At 65.0% G+C, this 16,545-nt stretch carries 11 protein-coding genes; 6 read left to right on the top strand and 5 right to left on the bottom strand.

The genetic code is table 11. From position 1 onward, the window contains the following. The first annotated feature begins 408 nt into the window (after positions 1-408). Positions 409-3,282 (top strand): TonB-dependent receptor domain-containing protein, encoded by a 2,874-nt coding sequence (locus INQ42_RS03585; RefSeq protein WP_194035177.1) that lies wholly within the window; start codon positions 409-411, stop codon positions 3,280-3,282. Between the two features lie 147 nt (positions 3,283-3,429). On the opposite strand, the gene INQ42_RS03580 is transcribed toward INQ42_RS03585, so the two are convergent. Together INQ42_RS03580 and INQ42_RS03575 are read right to left on the bottom strand one after the other, a co-directional pair. Continuing rightward, positions 3,430-5,193: a phosphoenolpyruvate carboxykinase (GTP) gene (locus INQ42_RS03580; RefSeq protein ID WP_194035730.1), complete on the bottom strand. Its 1,764-nt coding sequence runs from the start codon at positions 5,191-5,193 to the stop codon at positions 3,430-3,432. A gap of 110 nt (positions 5,194-5,303) precedes the next feature. Beyond that, positions 5,304-5,912: a TetR/AcrR family transcriptional regulator gene (locus INQ42_RS03575; RefSeq protein ID WP_194035176.1), complete on the bottom strand. Its 609-nt coding sequence runs from the start codon at positions 5,910-5,912 to the stop codon at positions 5,304-5,306. A 200-nt stretch (positions 5,913-6,112) separates the two neighbouring features. Here INQ42_RS03575 and INQ42_RS03570 point away from each other — a divergent pair, with 200 nt between their 5' ends. After that, the gene (locus INQ42_RS03570; RefSeq protein ID WP_194035175.1) at positions 6,113-8,599 is read left to right on the top strand and encodes an acyl-CoA dehydrogenase; all 2,487 of its coding nucleotides are present in this window, start codon (positions 6,113-6,115) and stop codon (positions 8,597-8,599) included. Positions 8,600-8,680: 81 nt separating this feature from the next. Here the strand turns inward: INQ42_RS03570 and INQ42_RS03565 are convergent, their stop codons facing one another. The 3 genes from INQ42_RS03565 to INQ42_RS03555 form a co-directional block, all read right to left on the bottom strand. Further along, a complete protein-coding gene (locus tag INQ42_RS03565; protein WP_194035174.1) occupies positions 8,681-10,240 on the bottom strand; it encodes a hypothetical protein in 1,560 nt (519 codons plus the stop codon). After that, positions 10,149-10,853, bottom strand: a complete 705-nt coding sequence (locus tag INQ42_RS03560; protein ID WP_194035173.1) for a glutathione S-transferase N-terminal domain-containing protein — start codon at positions 10,851-10,853, stop codon at positions 10,149-10,151. The genes INQ42_RS03565 and INQ42_RS03560 overlap by 92 nt, the downstream gene beginning before the upstream one ends. A 69-nt stretch (positions 10,854-10,922) precedes the next feature. Continuing rightward, positions 10,923-12,224, bottom strand: coding sequence for a mechanosensitive ion channel family protein (locus INQ42_RS03555; protein WP_194035172.1), 1,302 nt, complete (start codon positions 12,222-12,224; stop codon positions 10,923-10,925). 157 nt (positions 12,225-12,381) lie between these two features. On the opposite strand from INQ42_RS03555, the gene INQ42_RS03550 reads away from it, so the two are divergent. From INQ42_RS03550 to INQ42_RS03535, 4 genes are read left to right on the top strand one after another with little or no spacing between them, the layout of a single operon-like run. Next, a complete protein-coding gene (locus tag INQ42_RS03550; protein ID WP_194035171.1) occupies positions 12,382-13,107 on the top strand; it encodes a DUF3348 domain-containing protein in 726 nt (241 codons plus the stop codon). Between the two features lie 9 nt (positions 13,108-13,116). Beyond that, complete coding sequence (locus INQ42_RS03545; protein WP_194035170.1) at positions 13,117-15,219, top strand: DUF802 domain-containing protein; 2,103 nt, start codon at positions 13,117-13,119, stop codon at positions 15,217-15,219. Further along, positions 15,216-15,863 carry an OmpA family protein gene (locus tag INQ42_RS03540; protein WP_194035169.1) on the top strand — a complete coding sequence of 216 codons (648 nt, stop codon included), beginning with the start codon at positions 15,216-15,218 and terminating at the stop codon, positions 15,861-15,863. The genes INQ42_RS03545 and INQ42_RS03540 overlap by 4 nt, the downstream gene beginning before the upstream one ends. Beyond that, positions 15,853-16,542 (top strand): DUF2894 domain-containing protein, encoded by a 690-nt coding sequence (locus INQ42_RS03535; protein ID WP_194035168.1) that lies wholly within the window; start codon positions 15,853-15,855, stop codon positions 16,540-16,542. Before INQ42_RS03540 ends, INQ42_RS03535 begins: the two co-directional genes overlap by 11 nt. Positions 16,543-16,545 lie beyond the last annotated feature (3 nt).

Genomic DNA, 16,545 nt, shown 5'->3' with positions numbered 1-16,545 from the left:
TCTGCAGGCCGATCAGCCGGTCTGACGCGAACTTCGCCTGATAGCGCGGGTCGTCGTTGTTCAACCGGCCGCAACCGCTACTTACCCGAGCATTTTTAACCGTCTCGCTGACGACGCGCTCTCGTCCCGGCGGACTCGTCCGTGGGCGTCGCTTTGACGCCGCGCCCGCACCGCATGGCGCGTGCCGATTCGGGCGTCGAGGATGTCGTCGCGCCTCTGCGTTGGGATGTCGACCGCGATTCTTGCCCACAAAACTCCGGGAAAGGCCAGTAGATTTCTTAACAAGACTTTAATTCTTTCCAATTCCACTATAGGATCGACTCACCTTGCCGAACGAGCCCGTTCACTTGGCGCTTTCGGTCGGGGACCTTGGCAGCTACCAAGACCCACTTGGAGAGAGAGGCACACATGACCTACAAGACCACCCAACTCCGCGACGCAATCACGTTGGCGCTCGTGGCAGGTGCTACGACGCTGGCCGCTACTGGCGCCGCTTTCGCACAGGACGCGCCCCCCGACACCAGCCCCACCACCCTTGATCGAATTGAAGTCACCGGCTCGCGCATCCGTTCCGTTGACGCCGAAACTTCCCAGCCCGTGCTGGTCCTCGACCGTGCAGCGATCGAGAAGCAGGGCGTCACGTCTGTGGCCGAAGTGCTCAACCGCATCTCCGCGGCAGGCCCATCGATCAACCGTACCTTCAACAACGGCGGTGACGGTTCTTCCACCATTTCGCTGCGCAACCTGGGCGCTCAGCGCACCCTGGTGCTGGTCGACGGTCGTCGGTGGGTTTCAGGGCTGGACGGAACCGTTGATCTGAACACCATTCCGTCCGCCGTGGTCGAGCGCATCGAAGTACTCAAAGACGGCGCATCCTCGGTTTACGGTTCCGACGCCATTGCAGGCGTTATCAACATCATCACCCGCGACAACTTCGAAGGCGCCGAATTCCGCACCCACATTGGCCAATACAGCCAGGGCGACGGTGACCGCAAGACCATCGAAGCAACCTTGGGCGCGAACGGCGAGCGCGGCAACATCGTTATGAGCCTGTCGCGCGTCGAAGAAGGCGCCGTAATGGCCGGTGATCGTGAACAATCCGCCGTCCCGGTCTTCGGTCTGGGTTCGGCGATGTTCAGCGGTTACTCGTCCAACGGCAAAATCTGGAACGCCGGTCCCACCGGTGATTATGACGGCACCTTCAGCATCATCCCCCCCAATGCCGTTGGCATCGGACCCAACGGCCAGCAGCGCTACGGGATCGACCAGACCGTTCCGTGGAGCCGCGCGTACGCGTACAACTACGCCAAGGACAACTACCTCCTTACGCCGCAGACCCGTACGGCGATGTACCTGAAGGGGCGTTACGATCTCACCGACAGGATCGCGTTCCGCGGCGATGCGCTGTACAACGAGCGGCGCTCGGAGCAGCAACTCGCCGGTTACCCGCTCAACGGCGGCGATGAAGTGTTCGGCAACGATGCCGGCATGAGCGGCGACAGCTACTTCAACCCCTATAATCCCCTCTACGGTGGGGATGGGCGCGAGGTCAACTGGAGTCACCGGCTTACCGAGCAGGCTCGCGTCTACCAGCAGAACGTGAAGACGTTCCACGCGTACGCCGGATTCGAAGGCAACTTCAATTTTGCCGATCGATACTTCAACTGGGATATCGGCTACGCGTACAACAAGTCTGACCAGAACGACACGCAGATCGGCGATGCCAACATGCTCAACGTCCGCGCTGGCGTCGGCCCGTCGTTCCTCGACAGCGATGGCGTAGTCAAGTGCGGAACGCCGGGCAACGTGATCGGAGACTGCGTTCCGTTCAACCCGCTGTCGCCAGCGGGTGGTGTGACCCAGGAGATGCTCGACTACATCCTGTTCACAGCGCAGGACACGTTCCAGAACCGCAGCGAGAGCTTCACCGCAAACCTCGCCGGCGATATCTTCGAACTGCCCGCCGGGATGATGGGCTTCGCCCTCGGCATCGAGTCGCGCAAGGAAAGCGGCTTTGACCGCCCGGACGCTTTCGTTGCCGCCGGCTACACCTCGGGCAACGGCCGCAAGGCTACCGCCGGTTCCTACGATCTGAACGAGATCTTCGGCGAAATCCTGATCCCGGTCCTTGCCGACGTTCCTGGCGCACAGCTGCTGGAAATCAGCCTGGCCTCGCGCTACTCGGACTACAGCAACTTCGGTGACACGACCAACAGCAAGTTCGGCTTCAAGTGGAAACCGTTTGCCGACCTCCTGGTCCGTGGAAGCTGGGCCGAGGGCTTCCGCGCACCGCCCATCCAGACCCTGTTCCGTGGACTTGCGGACAGCTATGAAAGCTTTGGTGACATCTGCTCGGCGGATTACGGCGGCCGGACCGCAACCATTGCCGCCAACTGCCTTGCGGACGGGGTGCCTGCGAACTTCATCCAGCGGACCAACTCGGGGGACGCCTACTTCGGTCAGACGATCTTCCCGTTCTCGTTTGGCGGCAATCCCAACGCCGGCCCGGAGACGTCCACCTCGAAGACCCTGGGCCTGGTCTACAGCCCGTCCTACGCGGAAGGCCTGGAGGTCAAACTGGACTGGTGGAGTGTCGAGATCAAGGACGCCCTCGCCACACCGTCGGTTTCCTACATCCTGGACCAGTGCTACGCCCAGGGCGACCAGGCGTATTGCGCACTGTTCTCGCGCCGTCCCAACGATTTCCAGATCGACTACATGTTGTTGGGACCGCAGAACCTCAGCGTGATCAACGCAGAAGGCTACGATCTGGACCTGCACTACCGTATGGCGGAAACGGCTTACGGACGATTCACCGCTGGATTGAGCGCGTCGTATATGTCGCAGTGGGAGTCGCAGTTCACTTCGGACTCGGAAGTGGAAAGCGCGGTCGGTCGTTACTTTGACCGCGACCCCCAGTGGCGTCTGCGCGGCAACGCGACCCTGGATTGGACCAACGGCAATCTGGGTGTTACCTGGATCAGCCGCTATTACTCCAGCCTGGTCGAGGACTGCCCGTTCCCGGGCGACGGTCTCTGCTCGGACGATACCCGTCGTGATGCCGATGGATTGGCGGCGCGCAACAAGCTGGGTGCAACCACCTACCACGATGTGCAGGCGCGCTACGAGCTGCCGTGGGACGGCACCGTCAAACTGGGCGTGAACAACGTGTTCAAGAAGCGTGCGCCGACGACGTTCCAGGCGTTCGCCAATTCGTTCGATCCGCAGTACGACATCCCGGACTCCCAGTACCTCTACATGGAGTACGTACAGCGCTTCTGATCAAAACATCGGTCATTGGTGTGTAAACAAACGGCCCCGGAAACGGGGCCGTTTACATGGCGTATTGATGGCGTATTGCAGCAGCAGTAAAAACCCCGACGATGCCGGGGTTTCGTCGTCCTGCCGAGCCCGGTCGGCCGGTCTGCACTAATCCTGCAGCAGGGTCGCGATGCGCTGCTGCTCATCCCTCAGCGCCTGCGGCATCCGCGGGCCGTACTCTTCGAGGTATTCGCCGATGCTGGCGAACTCCTGCTGCCAGCCGGTTCGCTCAAAGCCGAACAGCTTCTCCATCGCCTCCCCACTCAGCTCAACGCCTTCCAGATTCAGGTCGGACGCGGTCGGGAGGTTGCCAATCGGTGTCTCCACAGCGCCCGCGGTTCCTTTCACCCGGCCGATCATCCACTCGAGCACCCGCAGGTTCTCGCCAAAGCCCGGCCACAGGAAGTCGCCTCCGGCACCCCGGCGGAACCAGTTGACGTGGAAAATCTTCGGCAGCTTGTTGTTGCCGTTGTCAAAGTCCAGCCAGTGGCTGAAATAATCGGCGAAGTTGTAGCCGCAAAAGGGCTTCATCGCCATCGGATCGCGGCGCATGACGCCTACCGCGCCGGTGGCTGCGGCCGTCGTTTCCGAGCCCATCGCCGCGCCGATCAGCACGCCGTGCGTCCAGTCGCGGGCTTCGAATACCAGCGGCACCAGCGAGGGCCGTCGTCCGCCGAACACGATCGCGGAAATCGGCACCCCGACCGGGTTCTCACTCTCCGGCGAATAGCTGGGGCACTGGCGCGCGGACACGGTGAACCGAGAGTTGGGATGCGCTGCCGGACGCTTGGTCGCGTCGTACGGCTCGCCTCGCCAGTCCGTGACCGGTTCGCCTTCGTCCAGGCCTTCCCACCACGGCTGGTTGTCGGCGGTGAGGCCGACGTTGGTGAAAATGGTGTTGGACTGGATCGACGCCAACGCATTGGGGTTGGATTTTTTCGAAGTCCCCGGCGCGACGCCAAAGAAGCCCGCTTCCGGGTTGATCGCGTACAGGCGGCCGTCGCTGCCGGGGCGCATCCAGCAGATGTCATCGCCCACGGTGGTCACCTTCCAGCCATCCTTGAGATAGCCCTCCGGCGGAATCAGCATCGCCAGGTTGGTCTTGCCGCAGGCGGACGGAAAAGCGGCCGCGATGTAGTGGGTTTCGCCCTCCGGATTCTCCAGGCCCAGGATCAGCATGTGTTCGGCAAGCCAGCCTTCCGTGCGCGCCTGATGGCTGGCGATGCGCAGCGCGTGGCACTTCTTGCCCAGCAAGGCGTTGCCGCCGTAGCCCGAGCCGTAGGACTTGATCGCCAGCTCTTCGGGGAAGTGCATGATGAAGCGCCGATCCGGATCCAGCTCGCCGGTGGAGTGCAGGCCCTTGACGAAATGCCGTTCGCGCTCGATCCGCGCCAGGGCCGGTGCACCCATCCGGGTCATGATGCGCATGTTGGCCACGACGTACGGGCTGTCGGTGATCTCGACCCCGCAGCGCGACAGCGGCGAGTCGATCGGACCCATGCAGTAGGGAATGACATACATCGTGCGGCCGCGCATGCAACCGTCGAAAAGCGCGTCGATCTTCGCGTGCGCATCGGCCGGCGACATCCAGTGGTTGTTCGGCCCGGCGTCATCGCGGTCAGTGGTACACACGAATGTCAGGTGCTCCACCCGCGCCACGTCCTGCGGATCGGAGCGGTGCAGCCAACTGCCGGGATGGGTTTTCTCGTTGAGCTTGATGAGCGTGCCGTCGGCCTGCATGGCGGCGGTCAATGCATCATTCTCCGCATCGCTGCCGTCGCACCATTGCACCGCTTCGGGCCGGGTAAGCGCTGCAACCTGCGCCACCCACTCGTTGAGTGAGTCCAGTGAGCTTCCCGCGTGCGCGGACATGTCAATGAAAGATGCGTTCACGGGCAGTGTCTCCAACTGGTGGTTCGCCTCCAGCGAGGCGTGATCTGGATGTGGTTCACGCAGGTCCGCTCATTCCCGACGAGCCGGTTTCAAGCCGTCGGTGGTATCAGCGTCGTCATCATGTGTTCGACGTAGTTGTCGAACTCGTCGTGTTGCATTCGCGTCTGTTTCAGCTGCAGGTTCAACTGCAGAAAACCGACGTACGCGGAATAGGCCAGGCGGGCACGGTTGCGGGCGTCGTCCCGGCCGAGTCCGGCCTGGCGGAATGAAGCGGTGAGGTAGTCCAGGCGGCGCTCGGAGACACGGCCGATGACCGGTTGCACCGCCGGGTGATCCAGCGCCTTGAGCAGCTCGGAGTAGATGATGTGGGTCTTGTACTCGCGCGCCACCATCGAGAACAGCGCACGCAGGCGCTCACGCGGATCGGCAACCGCTTCCAGCTGGCCGAACACCGTCTCCTCTTCCATCCGCTCCCACAACTCCAGCGCAGCGACCAGCAACGCGTCGCGCGACGGGAAATGCCAGTAGAAGCTGCCCTTGGTGACACCGAGGCGGCGGGCAAGCGGTTCCACCGCCACCGCCGACACTCCCTGCTCGGCGATGAGGTCGAGTGCAGCTTCAGCCCAGCCGGTCGCACTGAGGCGCGCGGCACGGGCGCGGGCTGGCTTGGTTGCGGAAGCAGCTGGGGACGTGGCCATAGGGGGGCGAGTGTAGCAACCGTACGCCAGCGACGGGAGCCGTATGCGAAGGCCCACTATTCTGGTGCGTCACAGTTGACAGGCGTGCGGGACAAACACCATACTCGAGCGTATGTTGTTGGGTCGCATCCTGCACAGGAGCGCCCACAGCGTCCAAACCAACCTGAGTCCCACCGTCGCACCGCTGCTGGAGCGTCATCATGAGTATCGCCCTTCCCTTCATCGCTTTTCTGCTGCTTGCCGGCATCGCCGCCTACCATCGGTTGAGACTGCCGGTCTGGGTCGCGTTGACGGCCGCTGCCCTCGTGGCATGCGCGCTGCTGGGCGCCAACGCCGTTGCCGTCACCATCGTCGCGCTGATCACCGCCCTGATTGCGGTGCCGCTGCTGGTGCCAGCGATCCGTTTGCCGTACATCACCAAGCCGCTGCTGGGCTTCTACACCAAGATCCTGCCGCCGCTGAGCGATACCGAGCGCGTGGCACTGGAAGCAGGCACCGTCGGTTTCGAAGGTGAGCTGTTCTCGGGTCGACCGAACTGGGCGGTACTCCTTGACCAGCCGGCGCCCACGCTGACCGCCGAGGAGCAGGCGTTCCTGGACGGGCCGTGCGAAGAGCTGTGTGAGATGACCAACGATTGGGACATCACCCACGTGCGCGCCGACCTGCCGCCGGAGATGTGGGAGTTCATCAAGAAGAACCGCTTCTTCGGGATGATCGTGCCCAAGGAATACGGTGGGCTCGGATTCTCCGCGCTGGCCAACCACAAGGTCATCCAGAAGCTGGCCTCGATCTCCTCGGTGGTGAGCTCGACGGTGGGCGTGCCCAACTCGCTGGGACCGGCCGAGCTGATCATGCATTACGGCACCGAGGAGCAGAAGGACCACTACCTGCCGCGCCTCGCGGACGGCCGGGAGGTTCCGTGTTTTGCCCTGACCGGTCCGTGGGCGGGTTCGGATGCGACCTCCATCCCGGACTTCGGCATCGTCTGCATGGGCGAGTGGAACGGCGCCAACGTGGTCGGCGTCAAGCTGACCTTCGACAAGCGCTACATCACCCTGGCGCCGGTCGCAACGCTGATCGGCATGGCCTTCCGCATGTATGACCCGGACGGCATCCTGGGCGACACGCGCGATATCGGCATCAGCCTGGCGCTGCTGCCGCGCGACACCGACGGAATCAATATCGGCCGCCGCCATTTCCCGCTCAACAGCCCGTTCCAGAATGGCCCCTTGGATGGACGCGAGGTTTTCATTCCCCTGAGCCAGCTGATTGGTGGCGAAGCGCAGGCCGGCAAGGGCTGGCAGATGCTGGTCGAAGTGCTGTCGATCGGGCGCTCGATCACCCTGCCCTCCACCGCCAGCGGTGGCGCGAAGATGGGCGCGATCGCAACCGGTGCCTACGCGCGCATCCGCAAGCAGTTCGGTCTGTCGATCGGGCGATTCGAGGGCGTGCAGGAAGCGCTGGCGCGGATCGCCGGCAACGCCTACACCATCAGCGCGCTGTCGGAATCCACCGCTGCGGCTGTGGCGCGTGGTGAAAACCCCGCCGTGCCATCAACCATCGCCAAGTACCACTGCACCGAAATGGGGCGTCAGGTCGCCCAGGACGCCATGGACATCCATGGCGGCAAGGGCATCATCCTTGGGCCGAAGAACTACCTCGGCCGCTCATGGCAGGCAGCCCCGATCGCGATCACCGTCGAAGGCGCCAACATCATGACGCGCTCGCTGATGATCTTCGGCCAGGGCGCGATCCTGTGCCACCCGTGGGTGCTCAAGGAAATGAAGGCGGCAATGATGCCCGAGGGTCCGGAGCAGGTCCGCGAGTTCGACCGCAACCTGTTCGGACACATCGGTTTCGCGATCTCCAACGCGGTGCGCTCGCTGTGGTTCGGCCTCACCGGCGCCAGCGTCGGCAAGGCCCCGGGGGATGCGTACACGCGCCGCTACTACCGCAAGCTCAACCGCTATTCGGCGGCGCTGGCGCTGTGCGCCGACACCTCGATGCTGCTGTTGGGCGGCAAGCTGAAGTTCAAGGAGTCACTGTCGGGTCGCTTGGGCGACGTGCTCAGCCAGCTCTACATCGCCAGTGCGTTGCTCAAGCGCTACGAGGACCAGGCCCGTCCAGAGGCGGACCAGCCGTTGCTGGCGTGGTCGATCCTCAACGCCGTGCACAAGATCGAGCTGGCGTTGTCGGATGCGCTGCGCAACTTCCCGGTGCGTCCGGTCGGGTGGCTGCTGTGGGCCCTGATCTTCCCTGTGGGACGCCGCGCGACCCCGCCCGGCGACCGCCTCAGCCGTCGCGCCGCTTCCCTGCTGATGGTCCCCAACGAGGCCCGCGACCGCATGGGCGAAGGGATCTACCTCACCCCGACCGAGCACAACCCGGCCGGCCGGATCAACAGCTTCCTGGCCGCGGTGGTGCTGGCCGAACCGGTGGAGCGCAAATTCCTGAAGGCGATGAAGAACAGCGACATCGAAGCGCTGACCTTCCCGGAACAGTTGGACGAGGGTGTGCGCGAGGGCTGGATCACCGCCGACGAACGCGGTCAGTTGCAGGCGCTGCGCGAGATGACCATCGAGACCATCAGCGTCGATGACTTCGACACCGAGGAGTTGCGCTCGGCAGGTTACAAGGCGGAGCCGGAGTTCGAGGTGCTGGATGCGCGTGAGCACGCCATTTCCTGACGCTCGCGCTGGCGATGTACCAAAAACGGCGGGCCTGGCGGCCCGCCGTTTTTTGTTGCGTGGTTCCCGATTCCGCCCTGCCTACTCGGCGGCGGGAAAGAACGGCAGCGACCACCATTTCTCCGGGCCGTCCGCGTACAGCTGCAGCGCAACCGTCCGCCCATCGTCTGCAAGACGGAGTTCGCGGTTGCCGCGTCGGTGCTGCCAGTAGGCCATCAGCTGGGGCTCAAGCGGCTCATCCGCCGTGGCATTGGTGCGCAGCCACAGCAGTGCGCCCATCAACTCCAGTCGCGCAGCGTGGTCCTGCGCTTTCCACTGGTAGTTGTAGTAGGCCGGAAATGCGATATCGGCGAGGATGCAGCCGCTCGGATTGGCGACGCACTCGAGACGCCAGAGACTTTGGCGGTTTTGTCCAGGATCCACGCGGACGTCGTTGACCAGGTTGCTGGCCGTCGATTCCGAGCACGCCCATGAGTGGCCTTCTGCAAGAATCCCCAGCGACTTGTCCGGATCCCACACCAGCGTCTTGGGCGAGGGAGCCGGGATCTTGCCTGTGATTGTTTCCGGGTCAGTTACCAACTGGCGGATGTGGTGGGTGGAAACGACGAATTCGCCGCGCATCGCCTCGCACAAAGACGCGTCCGCGACCGTCGGTGCGGCGAATGCCGTCGCGCACGATGTCGGCAGCTCGTGGGTCGGGCCGACCTCTTTCAGCATACCTGCCAGCAACCGGATGTACCGATCGGTGTAGCCATCGGCAACACTGCGCATGAGCAGCGCGTCCGAGTTCGCACCCAGGCGTCGCCAGGTCTGCACTCCGTTGCAAGCGCCAGCCAGCGCCCCATCCACATCCCCGTTGGCGAATTGCCACGCGACCCGAGTGAGCTCGTAGCCTGCCGGCTCCAGCGGCGGCAGCATCGCATGCGACTGGGCGGATGGCGGGCTGCGGTAATACCCGTAGTCCTGCAGGGCCGCAACGCGGTCCAGCAAGCCGCGATGCCTCGCAATCAGACCCTCGTAGGCGCCCAGGTCCGCACGAACCCTGGCCAGGCAATCGATGTCGCCGCCGTTGCAGAACAGTTGCGCGTCTTCGCGCGACGGTCGCTGCTGTTCAAAACCGGTCAACGCCGCGCGTTGGGATTCGACAACGAGCCCATCGCCCGCCGGCGTCACCGTCACGCTTGATTGCGCAACGTCGGCTTCCGCAACCGCTTGAAGCTGCTCGCGCGGCACGTCGTAGTCGAGAAGCCAGATCGCCGGAAAGGCATTTTCGCCCGGCGGCAACGGCGCGCGGTCCTGCATCAATGCCAGCGCCGCGGTTTGCGTCGCGGACGGGCCGCGGTAGCGCGATACCAGCCAGAGCACAACGGTAATTGCCACAACGGCGAGCAGTATCCACGCCGCCCATTTCAGTATTCGTCTCACCTGTGATCGCTCCTTGACCGGAATTTGGATAGCGCGCCGCAGCAGAGTGCCTGACCAATCTCCCAAGCACCACGCTCCAGCGATTTCACGCGCCCGGAACCCTTCGTGTCGTTGTGCGATGACGCTATGGGGCCGGCGGGATCTGAAGTCCGCGCTGCACGGCGTTACGCGCCAGACCGCGTTCCAGCCAGTCCTGCACATGAGTGAAGTCGGCATACCCCGTGAGCTCTCTGGCGCCGTAGAAATCGACCAGACTGTTGACCCATCCAAGCGTGGCGATATCGGCGATCGTGTACTCGTGACCCACCAGCCACGTCCGACCCTCCAGCTGGGTATCCAGCACGCCCAACAGGCGCCTGGATTCGGCGACGTAGCGCTGCAATGGACGCGGATCCTCGATGTCCTTGCCGGCGAATTTATGGAAGTAGCCGAGCTGGCCGAACATCGGTCCGATCGACCCGACCTGGAAGAACACCCACTGGATCGTCTGCCAGCGCAGCGCGGCATCGGCGGGGAGAAAGCGACCGCTCTTCTGCGCCAGGTACATCAGGATGGCTCCGGACTCGAACAGGCCAAGTGGTTTGCCACCGGGACCGTCAGGGTCGATGATCGCGGGGATCTTGCCGTTGGGATTGAGCGACAGGAACTCGGGCGTGTGGCTCTGGCCGGTGGTGATGTCGACCAGATGGACCTCGTAGTCCAGCCCGGTCTCTTCCAGCATGATCGAGGCCTTGACCCCGTTGGGCGTCGGCATCGAATAGAGCTGGATCCGCTCGGGATGGCGCGCCGGCCAGCGCGTCGTGATCGGGAAGTCGGATAGCTCTGCCATGGCACCGTCGCCGCGAGTCGAAAGACAGACGATGGTAACCCCGACCGATTGCTCAGCCCTGAAACTCCACTAGTCTGCCTGGTCCTCCAGCATGCGCAGCTCGCGTTGCGGCAGCGGCCGGGTGATCCCATGGGCCTTGAACGCACGCCAGATCGCCAGGTTGATGTCGGAGCGGACGTTGTTGATCCCCAGCTCCGGCGATGTGACCCAGACGCGCAGATCGAGGTCGATGCCGTTTTCGCCGAAACCCAGCAGGCGGGCAACCGGCGCAGGGTCGGTGAGAACGCGATCCTGCCCGTTGGCCGACTCCTCCAGCAGTTTCATCGCCAGTTCCGGATCATCGGCATAGCTGATCTGGATCGGCAGTTTCAGCCGGATGCTCTCGCCGCCATAGCTCCAGTTGATTACCGGGTTGATGATCAGGTTCTCGTTGGGCATCAGCGTGTCCACGCCGTCGCGGTCGCGGATGACGATGTAGCGCGAGCGCAATTCATGGACCCAGCCGTAGCGGGTGCCCGACTGGTCCTCCACCGTGATCACGTTGCCGGGCTTGATCGAGCCGTCCACCAGCAGGATGAAGCCGGAGATGAAGTTGCTGACGATGCGCTGCAGGCCGAGCCCGATGCCCAAGCCGAGCGTGCCGCCGATAACGGCCAGTGCCGCCAGGTTGACCCCCAGCACCTGCAACGCGACCACGGTGCCGAAGATCAACAGCAGCAGCTTGATCACCTTGTTGATGCCCACCTGCGCACTGGGCGACAGGTGCTGTGAATCGCGCACCTTGCGTTCCAGCAGGCGCGAGATCCACAGGCTCATTACCATCACCAGCGCCGCGACCGCCACCGCGCGCAGCACCAGCAAAGCCGACACGCGCGTGGTTCCGACCGTTATTGCCGCCGAGTCCAACGCTGCCAGCACATTGGGAAGCCAGTTGATCAGGTGCAGCGCGACGCCGACCCAGACCACCGCGACGATGAAATTCTCCGAGGCGGACAGCAGCGAGCCCGGCTTCAGCGCGCCCGACAGCAGGTACACCGCCAGCCGCACCAGAAGCAGCGCAAACGACAGGCTGAGCGCAACCCACAGCAAGGCGTGGCGCAGCTCCAGCTGCTTGAACACCCCCCACTCGACCACCAGCACGAGCGAGAGCGCGGCCGGGAACGCCAGGCGCCGGCTGGCTGCCAGAGCGACCAGCCCGGCGCGCGTGTGGTCCCCGGTCTTCAGGTAGCCACGCAACCAGGCGTCATAGCGCCGGTCCACCGCCCAGGCCAGCACCATCGCGGCCACGACCGCCAGCGCCTGCCACCAGAGCCCGGGGTGCGACAGGGCGTCGATCCAGATCGGGATGTGCTTGTTCAACCAGTCACTCATCGGCGCATCTGGTGCAACGGAGGTCTGCCGAGCATACAAGCTGACCAATCCAGGTCCCGTCATCCCTGTGCGGGGGACGGGAACCCTCGACAGCTACAGCGCACGGAAGTGCGTCGGGTGGTTCGCGTGTAAAATTGCCGGTTTTCCGCGACGTACGATGGCCAAGGCACTTCAACGGACTCCGCTCCAGGGCCCGGCGTTCATTCGCCTGCTGGCGGGTCTCACCAGCGCAGCGCCCGCCGCGAGCAGCACATCCCTTTCCGAGCGTCTCAGCGAATGGCTGGACTGGACCCGTGCCGTGGCGCTGTCGAGGGCGCTGGACGGCCGCCGGTCGGCTCACGATGTCGCCTCGAGCGCTTCCGGCGACGACCACCACGAGGAATGCAAACGGGTTCGCGCGGTCCTGGTCGCGCGCATCCATGCGATGACCGAGCCCGCGTCGGCGCCCCCGCGGAGCGCGACGGCCGTCGCCAAGGATGAGCCGGCTCTAGAGTTCGGCCCGCTCCGTGAGCGTTACCGCGACCTGCAACAGTCGATGCAGGCCGAAGTCGGGCGGCTGCGCGGGCACCTGCGTGACATGCTCGCGTCCGGATCCGCCGACATGGCGCGTCTGGCGGAGGTGGACGCAGTGATGGAACTGACCCTGACCCCGCGCGAGCACGCATTGCTCGGGTCGGTTCAGGCGCTGCTTGCAGAGCACTTTGAACGCCTGCGAGACGCCGCCGTGGAGTCGCGCGACTCGCTCCTCCCATCGACCCAGGCTCCGGAAGACGCTGCGTGGCTGGGTCGCTTCCGCCAGGACATGGGCGACGTCCTTCTGGCCGAGCTCGACATCCGTTTTCAACCCGTCGAAGGGCTGCTGTCCGCCCTTCGCAACCAATAGCTGGATCACATGCACAAAAACGCGCTTTACGTCGTCATCTTCCTGGTGGGCCTGATCGCCGTTGCGTGGATTGGCGCAGGCTACATCGGCTCCAACCTGCCCGCGCTCGCGGTCACCGCGGTGATCGGCGCGTTCTACGTCGCCGGCGCGCTGGAGCTGCATCGCTACCGGCAGGCCACCGTCACATTGATGACTGCCACAGACGATGCGGCCGCCGCGTTGTCCGACCTGTCCGGCTGGCTGCAGCGGTTGCACCACAGCCTGCGCAATGCCGTACGCCTGCGCGTGGAAGGCGAGCGCGTCGCGCTGCCGGCACCGGCGCTGACCCCGTACCTGGTGGGTCTGCTGGTGCTGCTCGGCATGCTCGGCACCCTGCTGGGGATGATGGCGACACTGCGCGGCACCGGACTGGCGCTGGCGGGAGCGACCGATCTGGAGGCGATCCGCGGGTCGCTGGGCGCTCCGGTCAGCGGCCTGGCGTTTGCCTTCGGCACCTCGATCGCGGGTGTTGCCGCCTCCTCGATGCTGGGCTTGCTGTCGGCGCTGTGCCGCCGCGAGCGGGTCCATGCGGTGCAGCAGCTCGACCTGCAACTGGCGAGCACGCTGCGTCCCTACTCGCACGCCCACCAGCGCGAGGAGACGTTTCGCCTGCTGCAACAGCAAACAGGCCTGATGCCGACGCTGATCGAGCGCCTGGACACCTTGAGCACCAACCTGCAGCAGTTGCAGCAATCCAGCGGCGAGCGCCTGTCGGCCAGCCAGGACGAGTTCCACAGCCGCACCGATGCGCATCACGCGCGAATGGCGGCAAATCTGGAGCAGTCGCTGAAAGCCGGCTTGGAGGAAAGTGCGCGGAGTATCGGCGCCGTGCTGTCGCCGATGATCGAGAGCACGATGACAAACCTCGCGCAGGAAAATGCCGCGCTGCAGGCGTCGGTCACCGATGCGGTGCAGCGGCAGCTGGACGGTGTGTCCGCCAGCCTGCAAACGGCAACCTCGGCAGCCGCCGACACATGGCAGAGCGCCGCTGCCGGCCAACAACGTGCCAACGACGGCCTTGTGCACGCGCTGCAGGGTTCGCTGGAGCAGTTCACGGCCGGGTTCGAGCAACAAACGAGCACCGCGCTTCAGGCCGTTTCCGCGAGACTCGACCTGAGCGCCGAGCGCAGCGCCGACGCCTGGGACGCGGCGCTGTCGCGCCAGCGAGAGCTCAGCGAACAGCTCGCGGCGAGCAATCAGCAGGCCATGGCGTCGGCCGCTGCTACCTACGACGAGCGTGCAGCGGCGCTGATCGAGGCAATGCGCAAGGCGCACGACGACTCCGAGGCAGCGCTGCAATCCCGTGACCAGCAGCGCGTGGCGCAGTGGTCGGATGCGCTCTCCGCTGTGAACGACAGCCTGGAGAACCGTTGGCGCGAAAGCAGCAATGAAGCAGTAAACCGGCAGAAGGACATCTGCGACACCCTCGGCCGCACGGCTGCACAGATGGCCGCGCAGGCGCAGGCGCAGGCGCAGGAGACGATTGCCGAAGTGGCGCGCCTGATGCAGACCGCCGCCGAGGCGCCGCGGGTGGCCGCCGAGGTCATCGCCGAACTTCGCCAGAGCATTTCCGACAGCCTCGTGCGCGACAACGCGATGCTCGCGGAGCGCAACCAGCTGCTGGCGACGCTGGAAACCCTGCTGGACGACGTCAACCACGCCTCGACCGAGCAGCGCACGTCGGTGGATGCGCTGGTCAGCACCTCGGCCGATCTGCTGGAACGCGTCGGCACCCGTTTCAGCGAGCAGATCGACGCCCAGACCGGCACGCTCGGTGCCGCGGCCGCCCAGGTCAGTGGCGGCGCGGTGGAAGTTGCGAGCCTGGCCGAGGTGCTGGGCGCGGTGGTCGAGCAATTCGGCTCCGCAACCGACGCGCTGGGCGGGCGCCTGGAGCAGATCGAGGCGGCACTGGAAACCTCATTGGCCCGCAGCGACGAGCAACTGGCCTATTACGTGGCGCAGGCGCGGGAGGTGATCGACCTGAGCATGCTCTCGCAGAAGCAGATCATCGGTGAACTTCAGCAACTCGCGGGCACGCCAGGCACGCCCGCCCACGGCAAGACCCCGGCATGAGCGACGAGATCGAGCTCGAATCCGAATCCACTGCAACGACGTGGGCGGCTTTCGGCGACCTGATGTCGGTGCTGCTCGGTGCGTTCGTGCTCATCCTGGCCGGCGTGATCGCAATGCAGGTCCAGCTGTCCAACCAGCTCGACGAGACCGTCAGGCAACGCGAGGCCGAGGCAGACCGGCTGAAAACGCTGGAGCAGGCCCTGGCCGGTCCGCTCGCCGGGGGCCGCGTGACGGTGATCAACGGCCGCATCGGCATCAGTGGCAGCGTGCTGTTCGCGCTCAATTCGGACCGTCTGCAGCCGGAGGGGCGCGACCTGCTGCAGAGCCTGGCTGCACCGCTCTCGGAGTACCTGCAATCGCGCGACGAGCTCCTCATGGTCAGCGGCTTCACCGACGACCGGCCGGTGCTGGACAGCAACATGCGCTTCGCCGACAACCTGGACCTGTCCGCGGCGCGCGCAATGACGGTTACCCGTGGCCTGATTGCCGCTGGCGTGCCGTCGCGATCGGTGTTTGCCGCCGCGTTCGGCGCGGAGCAGCCGGTGAGCTCCAACGAGGACGAAGCCGGGCGGTCGAAGAACCGGCGGGTGGAAATTGCGCCGATCCCGAAGCCTAAAACCGACGCGGCCACGGATGCCGACTGAGGCTGCCCGCTCCGGTGCGCAGGGCCACCCGCTGCCCGATGAGCGCCCGCGCACCAACCGTGTGCGCGACGCGCTGATCTCCGCACTCCAGCGACGCCTGGACCTCGCAGACGCAGCGGTCGCACCACTGGTTCAGGCCAGGCTTGAGGAACTCATGCAGTCCCGGGCAACCGAGGTGGCTGCCCCGCCGGCGACACACGCGGGCTCGCCGACCAACGCAGACCGTTCGCAACGCACCCTGCTCGGGCTGTCCGAGTACATCCAGGCACGCGAACGAGAGGTCCACTCCGCCACCTCCACAGACAAGGAACGCACCACGGTGTCACCCCCGGTCGTGCTGGAAGAATTCCGCCAGCTCTGGGACCGCATCCGCACGGAAAGCCAGTTGCGGGCGGCACTGGCGCCGATCCCCGATGACGCAGGCCCGCTCCATTCCAGTGCCCTGCTCCACCGCGCGATGCAGCTTATGGCCGATACCTCGCCCGGCTACCTGCAGCACTTCCTCGCCTATGCCGATGCACTGACCTGGATGGAGCGCCTGCAACAGGCCGGCATGCTCGACGCCGCCGCCGGCAACCCGGGTGCGGGCGCGTCGGCGAAACCCCGCACACGCAAGCGCGCGAAAGCTAAGCAACCCGCAACAAAATCGTCCATCGGTAAAGTGTCAGGCGACGCTTAAGGG

It is taken from the genome of Lysobacter avium (genome assembly GCF_015209745.1).
Lineage (GTDB): Bacteria > Pseudomonadota > Gammaproteobacteria > Xanthomonadales > Xanthomonadaceae > Novilysobacter > Novilysobacter avium.
This window is presented reverse-complemented; position numbering and strand designations above follow the sequence as displayed.